This window comes from Variovorax sp. GW821-FHT09B05 (assembly GCF_059418265.1).
In genome coordinates this window covers 430,303-441,238 of the sequence record NZ_JBWKPN010000005.1, presented here as the reverse complement: position 1 = coordinate 441,238, position 10,936 = coordinate 430,303, and the positions used below count along the sequence as shown (strand labels likewise).

The following is a 10,936-nucleotide window of genomic DNA, read 5'->3' as shown; positions in this document are numbered from 1 at the left end:
GTTCTTCCCGGCGCCCAGGCCGTCCGCTTTTGCATTCACCTGAAAAAGGCAAAAGCGCGGGTGGCGAAATTGGTAGACGCACCAGGTTTAGGTCCTGACGTTCGCAAGAACGTGCCGGTTCGAGTCCGGCCCCGCGCACCAGCCAATCCCTCATTAGGAAGAAGTTCATGACCGTGACCGTTGAAACCCTCGAGAAGCTCGAACGCAAGATCACGCTGACCCTGCCGGTCGGCATCATCCAGTCCGAAGTCGATTCGCGCCTCAAGAAGCTCGCGCGCACCGTCAAGATGGACGGCTTCCGTCCCGGCAAGGTGCCGATGAACGTCGTGGCCCAGCGCTATGGCTACTCGGTGCAGTTCGAGGTCATGAACGACAAGGTCGGCGAGGCCTTCTCGCAGGCCGCCAACGAAGCCAAGCTGCGCGTGGCCGGCCAGCCCCGCATCACCGAGAAGGAAGGCGCGCCCGAGGGCGAGCTGTCCTTCGACGCCGTGTTCGAGGTGTTCCCCGAAGTCAAGATCAACGACCTGTCGGGCGCCGAAGTCGAGAAGCTGTCGGCCGAAGTGGGCGACGACGCGATCGACAAGACCCTGGACATCCTGCGCAAGCAGCGCCGCACCTTCGCGCAGCGCGCGCAGGATGCCGTGGCCCAGGACGACGACCGCGTGACCGTCGACTTCGAAGGCAAGATCGACGGCGAGCCCTTCCAGGGCGGCAAGGCCGAGGACTTCCAGTTCGTGGTCGGCGAAGGCCAGATGCTCAAGGAATTCGAAGACGCCGTGCGCGGCATGAAGGCCGGCGACAGCCGCACCTTCCCGCTGTCGTTCCCGGCCGACTATCACGGCCAGGACGTGGCCGGCAAGCAGGCCGACTTCCTCGTCACGCTGAAGAAGATCGAAGCCTCGCACCTGCCCGAAGTCAACGAGCAGCTCGCCAAGTCGCTCGGCATCGCCGATGCCACGGTCGACGGCCTGCGCGCCGACATCAAGAAGAACCTCGAGCGCGAGGTCAAGTTCCGCCTGCTGGCGCGCAACAAGAACGCCGTGATGGACGCGCTGGTGGCCAACGCCGAGCTCGACCTGCCCAACGCCAGCGTGCAGTCCGAAGTCAACCGCATGATCGAAGGCGCGCGCGCCGAGCTCAAGCAGCGCGGCATCAAGGACGCCGACAAGGCCCCGATCCCCGAGGAAGTGTTCCGTCCCCAGGCCGAGCGCCGCGTGCGCCTGGGCCTGGTGGTCGCCGAGCTGGTGCGTGCCAACAACCTGCAGGCCAAGCCCGAGCAGATCAAGGCCCACATCGACGAGCTCGCCTCGAGCTACGAGAAGCCGGCCGACGTGGTGCGCTGGTACTTCAGCGACAACAACCGCCTGGCCGAAGTCGAGGCCGTGGTGATCGAGAACAACGTGACCGATTTCGTGCTCGGCAAAGCCAAGGTCGCCGAGAAGTCGGTATCGTTCGACGAACTGATGGCGCAGCAGCAACAGGCCTGATCGCCGCCTCGGCCCGGGACGCCATGGGGCTTGTGCTTTGCGGCACGAGCCCCATTTCACTCAGGCGTACAGTTCAGATTGACGACAGCGAACGAACCCTTCTCCGGAGCAAATTCATGAGCGCACAGGAAATCCAAGGCCTCGGCATGGTCCCGATGGTCATCGAGCAATCGGGCCGTGGCGAACGGTCCTACGACATCTACTCGCGGCTCCTCAAGGAACGCATCATCTTCCTGGTGGGCGAGGTCAACGACCAGACCGCCAACCTCGTGGTGGCCCAGCTGCTGTTCCTCGAGAGCGAGAACCCCGACAAGGACATCTCGTTCTACATCAACTCCCCGGGCGGCAGCGTCACGGCCGGCATGGCGATCTACGACACCATGCAGTTCATCAAGCCCGAGGTCTCGACCCTGTGCGTGGGCTTCGCGGCCAGCATGGGCGCGTTCCTGCTCGCGGCCGGTGCCAAGGGCAAGCGCTTCTCGCTGCCCAACTCGAAGATCATGATCCACCAGGTGCTCGGCGGCGCCCGCGGCCAGGCCACCGACATCGAGATCCATGCGCGCGACATCCTGCGCACCAAGGACCAGATGAACCGCATCCTGGCCGAGCGCACCGGCCAGCCGCTGGACAAGGTCAAGTCCGATACCGAGCGCGATTACTTCCTGACGGCCGACGAGGCCAAGGACTACGGCCTGGTCGACCAGGTCATCGCCAAGCGCCCCTGAGCGGGGTTCGGCGCACCGGCGTCGCGATGCCGGAGGCGCCAAAAAGGCAACAACGGCGTTTTCCACACGGGAAACGCCGTTTTTGTTTCGTTATCATTGTCCAAACCCGTTACGAGGCACCTGTCCATGGCCGAGAAAAAAGGCACTTCCAGCGAAAAAACGCTCTACTGCTCGTTCTGCGGCAAAAGCCAGCACGAGGTGAAGAAGCTGATCGCGGGTCCTTCGGTCTTCATCTGCGACGAGTGCATCGACCTCTGCAACGAGATCATCCGCGACGAACTGCCGGCCGGCGAGGAAGCGCGCGAGGCGCGCAACGACCTGCCCACGCCGCTCGAGATCAAGACCAACCTCGACAACTACGTGATCGGCCAGGAGCCGGCCAAGCGCATGCTGTCGGTGGCCGTCTACAACCACTACAAGCGCCTGCGCCACAAGGAAAAGGCCAAGGGCGAGGACGTGGAGCTCAGCAAGAGCAACATCCTGCTGATCGGCCCCACGGGCTCGGGCAAGACGCTCCTGGCGCAGACGCTGGCGCGCCAGCTCGACGTGCCCTTCGTGATGGCCGACGCCACCACGCTGACCGAGGCCGGCTACGTCGGCGAGGACGTCGAGAACATCATCCAGAAGCTGCTGCAGAGTTGCAACTACGAGGTCGAGCGCGCACAGCGCGGCATCGTCTACATCGACGAAATCGACAAGATCTCGCGCAAGTCCGACAACCCCTCGATCACGCGCGACGTGTCGGGCGAGGGCGTGCAGCAGGCGCTGCTCAAGCTGATCGAAGGCACCATGGCCAGCGTGCCGCCCCAGGGCGGGCGCAAGCACCCGAACCAGGACTTCCTGCAGATCGACACGACCAACATCCTGTTCATCTGCGGCGGTGCCTTCGCGGGCCTCGAGAAGGTGATCGAGAACCGCACCGAGGCCTCGGGCATCGGTTTCGGCGCCAGCGTCAAGAGCAAGGCCCAGCGCAGCCTCACCGAGGTGTTCCGCGAGGTCGAGCCCGAGGACCTGATCAAGTTCGGCCTGATCCCCGAACTCGTGGGCCGCATGCCCGTGGTGGCCTCGCTGGCCGAGCTCAGCGAGGACGCGCTGGTGCGCATCCTCACCGAGCCCAAGAACGCCGTGGTCAAGCAGTTCACCAAGCTGCTGCAGATGGAGGGCGTGGACCTCGAGATCCGCCCCGCCGCCCTCAAGGCGATCGCGCGCAAGGCCCTGGCCCGCAAGACCGGCGCGCGCGGCCTGCGCTCGATCCTCGAGCAGTCGCTGATCGACACGATGTTCGAGCTGCCCAATGCCACCAACGTCGACAAGGTCGTGGTCGAGGAATCGACCATCGACGAAAACAAGCCCCCGCTGCTCGTGTACCGCGAGGCAGCCAAGAAGGCCTGAGTGACTCCCAAGCCGGCTCTTCCCCCCGAGATGCCCGGCGTCTTCGACAAAGACTGCGGCCGCGGGCTTGAAATGCCCGTGTCGCCGACCATCTTTGCTTGATCAATCAAAGGATATCCATGTCCGGTCATACCCCTCTGCCCGCCGACGCCATCGATCTGCCGCTGCTGCCGCTGCGCGATGTCGTCGTGTTCCCCCATATGGTGATCCCGTTGTTCGTGGGGCGCCCCAAGAGCATCAAGGCGCTCGAGCTGGCCATGGAGGCCGAGCGCCGCATCATGCTGGTGGCCCAGAAGGCCGCCGCCAAGGACGAGCCCTCGGTCGAGGACATGTTCGAGGTCGGCTGCGTCTCGACCATCCTGCAGATGCTCAAGCTGCCCGACGGCACGGTGAAGGTGCTGGTCGAAGGCCAGCAGCGCGCCCGCGTGAACCGCATCGATGACGGCGAGACCCACTTCTCGGCCAACGTGACGCCGGTGGCGGCGCCCGAGGGCGGCGAGAAGGGCACCGAGGTCGAGGCGCTGCGCCGCGCTGTGATGCAGCAGTTCGACCAGTACGTGAAGCTCAACAAGAAGATTCCGCCCGAGATCCTGACCTCGATCTCGAGCATCGACGATCCGGGTCGCCTGGCCGACACGATCGCCGCGCACCTGCCGCTCAAGCTCGACAACAAGCAGGCGGTGCTCGACCTCGACGACACCAAGGCACGGCTGGAGAACCTGTTCGGCCAGCTCGAGCGCGAGGTCGACATCCTCAACGTCGACAAGAAGATCCGTGGCCGCGTGAAGCGCCAGATGGAGAAGAACCAGCGCGACTTCTACCTCAACGAGCAGGTCAAGGCGATCCAGAAGGAGCTCGGCGAAGGCGAGGAGGGCGCGGACATCGAGGAGATCGAGAAGAAGATCAAGCTCGCCAAGATGCCCAAGGACGCGCTCAAGAAGGCCGAGGGCGAGCTCAAGAAGCTCAAGCTGATGTCGCCCATGTCGGCCGAAGCCACCGTGGTGCGCAACTACATCGACGTGCTGGTGGGCCTGCCCTGGGCCAAGCGGACCAAGATCAAGCACGACCTCGCGAATGCCGAGGCGGTGCTCAACGCCGACCACTACGGCCTCGAGAAGGTCAAGGACCGCATCCTCGAGTACCTCGCGGTGCAACAGCGTGTCGACAAGGTCAAGGCGCCGATCCTGTGCCTCGTGGGCCCGCCGGGCGTGGGCAAGACCTCGCTCGGGCAGTCGATCGCCAAGGCGACCGGCCGCAAGTACACCCGCATGGCGCTCGGCGGCATGCGCGACGAAGCCGAGATCCGCGGCCACCGCCGCACCTACATCGGCGCGTTGCCGGGCAAGGTGCTTCAGGGGCTCAGCAAGATCGGCACGCGCAACCCGCTGTTCCTGCTCGACGAGATCGACAAGCTGGGCACCGACTTCCGCGGCGACCCGTCGAGCGCGCTGCTCGAGGTGCTCGATCCCGAGCAGAACCACACCTTCGGCGACCACTACGTGGAAGTCGACTTCGACCTGAGCGACGTGATGTTCGTCGCCACCTCGAACTCGATGAACATCCCGCCGGCGCTGCTGGACCGCATGGAAGTCATCCGCCTGTCGGGCTATACCGAGGACGAGAAGACCAACATCGCGATCAAGTACCTGCTGCCCAAGCAGCTGAAGAACAACGGCGTGAAGGAAGAGGAACTGCTCGTCACCGAGGAGGCCGTGCGCGACATCGTGCGCTACTACACGCGTGAAGCCGGCGTGCGTTCGCTCGAGCGCGAGCTCTCGAAGATCTGCCGCAAGGTGGTCAAGGGCCTGCTGCTCAAGCAGATGACGCCCAAGGTCACGGTCACCGGCGAGAACCTCAACGACTTCCTCGGCGTGCGCAAGTTCACCTTCGGCCTGGCCGAGAAGCAGAACCAGGTCGGCCAGGTGGTCGGCCTCGCCTGGACCGAGGTCGGCGGCGACCTGCTGACGATCGAGGCCGTGACCATGCCCGGCAAGGGCGTGATCAGCCGCACCGGTTCGCTGGGCGACGTGATGAAGGAATCGGTCGAGGCCGCGCGCACCGTGGTGCGCAGCCGCTCGCGCCGCCTGGGCATCAAGGACGAGGTGTTCGAGAAGCGCGACATCCACATCCACGTGCCCGACGGCGCCACGCCGAAGGACGGCCCGAGCGCGGGCGCGGCGATGACCACGGCCTTCGTGTCGGCGCTCACGGGAATCCCGGTGCGCGCCGATGTGGCGATGACCGGCGAGATCACGCTGCGCGGCGAAGTCACGGCGATCGGCGGCCTGAAGGAAAAGCTGCTGGCGGCCCTGCGCGGCGGCATCAAGACGGTGCTGATCCCCGAGGAGAACGCCAAGGACCTGCAGGACATTCCCGAGAACGTGAAGAACGGCCTCGAGATCGTGCCGGTCAAGTGGATCGACAAGGTGCTCGAGATCGCGCTCGAGAAGCTGCCCACGCCGCTGTCCGACGAAGAGGTCGCGGCCTCGGCGGCGGCCGTGGCCGAGATCGCGAAGCAGCGCGAGTCGCAGGCTTCGGAAGGCTCGGTCAAGCACTGAACGACACGATCATGAAATTCGGGGGCTCGCCTTGCGAAACCTCGAAAATCTGGTCTATAATTCAAGGCTCGAAACGCGGGAATAGCTCAGTTGGTAGAGCGCAACCTTGCCAAGGTTGAGGTCGAGAGTTCGAGACTCTTTTCCCGCTCCAGTTTTGAAAAAGGGAAGCAACAGCTTCCCTTTTTTTCGCTAGTTCGATTTCGTTTTTTCTGCGTGGCGCGATAGCAAAGCGGTTATGCAACGGATTGCAAATCCGTCTAGTCCGGTTCGACTCCGGATCGCGCCTCCACACTTCTCCCGTTGAACAGCTTCGATGATCCCAGGCCCCGCCAACCGACGTTGACGGGGCTGTTTTCATTTGGGGTATCGTCGTCATTCAACCCGGGGCCCGGATGGTGAAATTGGTAGACACATCGGACTTAAAATCCGCCGCTTCCTTAATCGGGGCATACGGGTTCGACCCCCGTTCCGGGCACCACATCTAACAAGGGAGCATTCAATGCCTCGCTACAACGCTCCATTCGAAATTCATGTGCATGGCGACGTGGCCCTGCGTTCGGACGTCGGTTTCGACCAGATCCAGGAAGCGCTGAAGCCACTGTGGAAATACGCGGGCGCCAAGTCGCTCGCCGACGGCGCCGCCAGCTCCTACGAGGAAGAACCCGGCATCCGCTTCGAGCCCAAGGACCACATGCTCCAGATGTGCTGGACCGTGGCCGGCGATGAGGACTTCCGCCAGGCGCTCGACGAGATGTGCATGGCGCTGAACGAACTGTCCGAGCGCGGCGCGGCCATCGAGGTCACCTTCTACGACACCGACTTCGACGAGGAAGAGGGCGACCCCGACGAGGAGTCGCGCGACGACTTCGTGATGCTGTTCGTGGGCCCGAATCCGGCCGCGATCATGCAGGTGCAGCGCGACCTGCTGGTCGAGGACGTGGTGAACCTGATGGAGCGCCACTTCGACGGCTCCGAACTCGGCGGCGTGGTGGCCGAGATCGACCGCCTGTTCAGCGACCGCTTCGATGCCCTGGTGAATTCGCTCGAGATCGGCAAGCGCCCGCGCGGCACCGGCGGTACCGGTGGCGGCGGCAGCAGCGGCCATGGCGGCGGACGCCGCCCTCGCCACCTGCACTGAGCGCCACACGCCTGCCACGCGGCGCCACCACCATCCGCCGCATGGCAGCGCTCTTTCCTTCTTCCGCCCTCAACGCCGGCGTGCGCAAGCGCGAGGTGTTCGGCTGGGCCATGTACGACTTCGCCAACTCGGGCTACACGACCGTGGTCATCACGGCCGTGTTCGCCGCCTATTTCGTGGGCGGCATCGCCAAGGGCGCGGCCTGGGGTCCGTTCGCCTGGACCGTGGCGCTCAGCATCTCCTATGCGATCGTGATGTTCACGATGCCGGCCATCGGTGCCTGGGCCGACCTGCGCGCGGCCAAGAAGCGGCTGCTGGCGATCACCACCTTGGGCTGCGTGATCGGCACCGCGGCGCTGGCGCTTTCGCCGCGCTTCTCGGGCGCCACGGGCGTGGCGGTCGCCATGCTGCTGATCGTGGTGTCGAACACCTTCTACTCCTACGGCGAGTCGCTGACCGGCGCCTTCCTGCCCGAGCTCGCGACGCCCGAGGGCATGGGCAAGGTCAGCGGCTGGGGCTGGGCCTTCGGCTATGTCGGCGGCATGCTGGCGCTGGGCCTGTGCCTGGCCTACGTGCTGTGGTCGCAGGCCCGCGGCCTGCCGGCCTCGCACTTCGTGCCCGTGACGATGCTGATCACCGCCGCGATCTACGGCACGGCCGCCTGCGCCACCTTCGCGCTGCTGCCCGAGCGCGCCAAGCCGAGCGCGCAGGCCCTCGGCGACGCCAAGGCGCCGGGTGCCTGGCAGCAGTTGCGTTCCACCTTCCGCCAGGCGCGCGCCTACCGCGACTTCATGACCCTGCTGGCCTGCACCGTCTGCTACCAGGGCGGCGTGGCGGTGGCGATCACGCTGGCCGCGATCTATGCCGAGCAGGTGATCGGCTTCGTCGCGAGCGAGACCATGGTGCTGATCTTCGTGCTCAACATCGCGGCGGCGCTCGGTGCCTTCGGCTTCGGCTACCTGCAGGACCGCATCGGCCACAAGACCTCGCTGGCCGTCACGCTGGTGGCCTGGATCGCCGTCTGCGTGATCGCCGCGCTGGTCACGACCAAGGGCGGCTTCTGGTGGGCCGCGGCCATCGCGGGCCTGGCGATGGGTTCGAGCCAGTCGGCCGGCCGCGCGATGACCGGCTACTTCGCGCCGCCGGCCCAGATGGCCGAGTTCTTCGGCCTCTGGTCCTTCGCCACGCGGCTCGCGAGCATCGTCGGCCCGCTGGCCTACGGCGCGGTCACCTGGCTCACGGCCGGCAACCAGCGCATCGCGATCCTGTCGACCGCGGTGCTGTTCGTCGCCGGCCTGCTGCTGCTGTGGCCGATCGACGTGCGGCGCGGCCGCGAGGCCGCGCTGCGAGGGCAGGCGTAGGTCTCAGGAGCCGCCGAACAGGCTGCCGTTGGTCAGGGGCCAGCCGGTACCGGCCTGGGACTTCCAGTTCGCCGTGTTCTTCACGCTGGCCGTGAAGTTCGCGATGTCGGTCGGCGTCGGCGAGGCCGGCAGCATCGGACCGCTGTAGAGCACGTCGAACTTGTCGGGGAAGTTGATCGCGACACCGGCGCTGCTCAGCGCGGCGGGAATGCTGCCCGCGCCCGTGGCCGGACCCACCGTGATGCTGGCCAGGTAGGTACCCACGCCACTGATTGCACCAGCCGCGCCGTCGCCCAGACCCGCGACGGTGCCGCCGACGAAGGCATAGACCGTCTCGTTGGTCGCGCTGAGGCCGCCGCCCGCACCCTGCGTGGTGCCGATGTTGGCGATCGGGTTGGTGTTCTTGCTGACGTCCGGCTGGATGGTCACGATGGTGCCCACCGTGAGATTGCGGTCGGCGGTCCAGACATAGGCGCTCTCGTTGGTCACGCCGTCGAACTCCTTGTCGGCGGTGCGATCGCGGTCGGTGAACACGATGCGCGTGCCGGCATCCATCGGCTTGAGCAGCACGAAGGCGAAGGCGTCGGTCTTGTCGGCGTTCAGGCCCAGGAACAGGATGTCGCCGGGGCCGAAGGAGGGCGGCGCGCTGGTGGTGAAGGCGATGGTGCTCGCATCGGACACGCCCGCGAAGGCATTGCCCTTGGCATCGAGCACGGCGTTGGCGTCCACGGTCACGTAGTAACCGGTGGACGCGGCGAGCGGCTGGCTCGGCGCGAAGGTCAGCACGTTGAAGCTGCGCTGCACGCGCGCGGCCGGGCTCGCGGCCGAGAAGGTTTCGACCACGCTGCCGTCGGCCTTGTGCAGCACGATGTTGCCCGCGCCCAGGCGCACGCCCTCGTTGAAATTCAGCGTGATCTTCGAGTTCACGCCCACGCTGCCGTCGCCGGCCTTGGGCGAGGCGCTCTTGAGCACCGGCGCGGCGGTATCGACCCAGGGCTGGCCCAGGCGCACGACGAAGCCCTCGAACTTCTGGTCGGCCGGCGGCAGGTCCTTCGACGCGTCGGTCTGGCCCGGCCACACGGTGTCGCCGTTGTCGAGCAGCAGTTGCACCTGCGTGCCGGCCGCGACCGGGCCGGGCACTTCCACGGCCGACTCGAAGCTGCCGCCGGTGGCCTTGCGCAGCGCGTCGAGGTCGTTCGAGAGCTCGACCGGTGCCTCGGCCGGATTGCCGCTCCACGAGAACAGCGCGAAGTTGCGGTCCACGTCGGCGCTGGCCGGGCCCGCGGGGCCGGCGGTGATCAGGTAGCGGCCATCTGTGCCCTTGTCGATCGAGCGGATACCGCGGCCACCGAGGTCGATCTCGATCGGCGCGCCGAAGCTGGCCTGCGTGGCGGTCTTGTTCACCAGCGCGGCGTAGTTCTGCACCGGCACGATCAGGGCATTGGTGCGCGTCGAGGTGCTGGTCTGCGGTGCGCGGAAGCCCAGCCACAGCGCGGTGTCGCCCGGCGAGGAGGTCATGCCCTCGATCGAGAAGCCGTTGACCTGCTCGGGGATCACGCCCTTGCCGGCCGAGACGGCGAAGCCGAAGTGGTCGGCGCCCAGGCCGTGGCCGTTACCGGTGTCCCAGGCCACGAGCTGGCTTTCGAGCTGGGCGAACTCGCCGACGTAGTTGAAGGCGGTGGCGGCACCCGTGCCGCTGACCTTGATCGCGAGCAGGTGCGACCGCGCGGGGGCGTCCGAGCCGTCCTTCTTGTTGCTGTTGGAGCCGGTGAGATACAGCGTGTCGCCGATGCGCACGCCGGCCTCGAGATCGAGCTCGCCAGTCAGCTTGGGGTCGTTGTCCTGGTAGCTCCATTCCTTGACCGCGGCGCCGCCGGCACGCGGATACACGCGCAGCACGTTGGCCTCGTCGTCGGCCACGATCATGAAGCCGTCGGGCAGCGCGAAGGCGGTGGAAGCGTCGGAGGAGCCGACCTTGGTACCGGCATTGGGCGTGAAGGTCGCGCTCGAGACCAACTGGCCCTGCGGCGCAGGCGGCGGCGGCGCCGTGGCGGGCGGCGGGGGCGGCAGGAAGCCGATGAAACCGCCGTCGCTACCGCCGCCACCGCAGGCGGCCAGCATCAGCGAGAGGGCGCTGGCGAGCAGCATGGGCTTGAAGGGAATGCGGGTCGAGCGAAGCGGAGTGGGCGTTGTCATGGTGCGCGTTGGTTGTTCTGAACAAACCGCGCATGCTGGTACTTTGGGATGACATTTCAGTGAAACACCGAGGTGCTTC

General features: G+C 66.2%; 7 protein-coding genes and 4 tRNA genes. 10 read left to right on the top strand and 1 reads right to left on the bottom strand.

Features of this window, described 5'->3' with window-relative positions; translation table 11 throughout:
* The first annotated feature begins 54 nt into the window (after positions 1–54).
* The 10 genes from AC07RM_RS16330 to AC07RM_RS16285 all read left to right on the top strand — a co-directional run bounded on the left by AC07RM_RS16330 (position 55) and on the right by AC07RM_RS16285 (position 8,661).
* Positions 55–141: transfer RNA gene (locus AC07RM_RS16330), tRNA-Leu, on the top strand.
* A 26-nt stretch (positions 142–167) separates the two neighbouring features.
* Positions 168–1,487 (top strand): trigger factor, encoded by a 1,320-nt coding sequence (tig, locus tag AC07RM_RS16325; RefSeq protein ID WP_093344226.1) that lies wholly within the window; start codon positions 168–170, stop codon positions 1,485–1,487.
* Between the two features lie 116 nt (positions 1,488–1,603).
* Positions 1,604–2,212: an ATP-dependent Clp endopeptidase proteolytic subunit ClpP gene (gene clpP / locus AC07RM_RS16320; protein WP_093344225.1), complete on the top strand. Its 609-nt coding sequence runs from the start codon at positions 1,604–1,606 to the stop codon at positions 2,210–2,212.
* Between the two features lie 126 nt (positions 2,213–2,338).
* Positions 2,339–3,604: an ATP-dependent Clp protease ATP-binding subunit ClpX gene (gene clpX / locus AC07RM_RS16315; RefSeq protein WP_093344223.1), complete on the top strand. Its 1,266-nt coding sequence runs from the start codon at positions 2,339–2,341 to the stop codon at positions 3,602–3,604.
* Between the two features lie 119 nt (positions 3,605–3,723).
* A complete protein-coding gene (gene lon / locus AC07RM_RS16310; RefSeq protein ID WP_093344222.1) occupies positions 3,724–6,162 on the top strand; it encodes an endopeptidase La in 2,439 nt (812 codons plus the stop codon).
* Positions 6,163–6,237: 75 nt separating this feature from the next.
* A tRNA-Gly gene (locus AC07RM_RS16305) sits at positions 6,238–6,313 on the top strand.
* A gap of 64 nt (positions 6,314–6,377) precedes the next feature.
* Positions 6,378–6,451, top strand: a tRNA-Cys gene (locus AC07RM_RS16300).
* A 97-nt stretch (positions 6,452–6,548) separates the two neighbouring features.
* A tRNA-Leu gene (locus AC07RM_RS16295) sits at positions 6,549–6,640 on the top strand.
* A gap of 21 nt (positions 6,641–6,661) precedes the next feature.
* The gene (locus tag AC07RM_RS16290; protein WP_093344220.1) at positions 6,662–7,300 is read left to right on the top strand and encodes a DUF6806 family protein; all 639 of its coding nucleotides are present in this window, start codon (positions 6,662–6,664) and stop codon (positions 7,298–7,300) included.
* Between the two features lie 41 nt (positions 7,301–7,341).
* Positions 7,342–8,661: an MFS transporter gene (locus tag AC07RM_RS16285; RefSeq protein ID WP_495335193.1), complete on the top strand. Its 1,320-nt coding sequence runs from the start codon at positions 7,342–7,344 to the stop codon at positions 8,659–8,661.
* A gap of 3 nt (positions 8,662–8,664) precedes the next feature.
* Here AC07RM_RS16285 and AC07RM_RS16280 read toward each other — a convergent pair whose 3' ends face one another.
* The gene (locus AC07RM_RS16280) at positions 8,665–10,857 is read right to left on the bottom strand and encodes an Ig-like domain-containing domain (RefSeq protein ID WP_495335192.1); all 2,193 of its coding nucleotides are present in this window, start codon (positions 10,855–10,857) and stop codon (positions 8,665–8,667) included.
* Positions 10,858–10,936: the final 79 nt, after the last annotated feature.

Bases quoted from the DNA above. Each gene is read 5' to 3' on its own strand.
- tig (WP_093344226.1), top strand. From the start codon at position 168: ATGACCGTGACCGTTGAAACCCTCGAGAAGCTCGAACGCAAGATCACG.
- clpP (WP_093344225.1), top strand. From the start codon at position 1,604: ATGAGCGCACAGGAAATCCAAGGCCTCGGCATGGTCCCGATGGTCATC.
- clpX (WP_093344223.1), top strand. From the start codon at position 2,339: ATGGCCGAGAAAAAAGGCACTTCCAGCGAAAAAACGCTCTACTGCTCG.
- lon (WP_093344222.1), top strand. From the start codon at position 3,724: ATGTCCGGTCATACCCCTCTGCCCGCCGACGCCATCGATCTGCCGCTG.
- AC07RM_RS16290 (WP_093344220.1), top strand. From the start codon at position 6,662: ATGCCTCGCTACAACGCTCCATTCGAAATTCATGTGCATGGCGACGTG.
- AC07RM_RS16285 (WP_495335193.1), top strand. From the start codon at position 7,342: ATGGCAGCGCTCTTTCCTTCTTCCGCCCTCAACGCCGGCGTGCGCAAG.
- AC07RM_RS16280 (WP_495335192.1), bottom strand. From the start codon at position 10,857: ATGACAACGCCCACTCCGCTTCGCTCGACCCGCATTCCCTTCAAGCCC.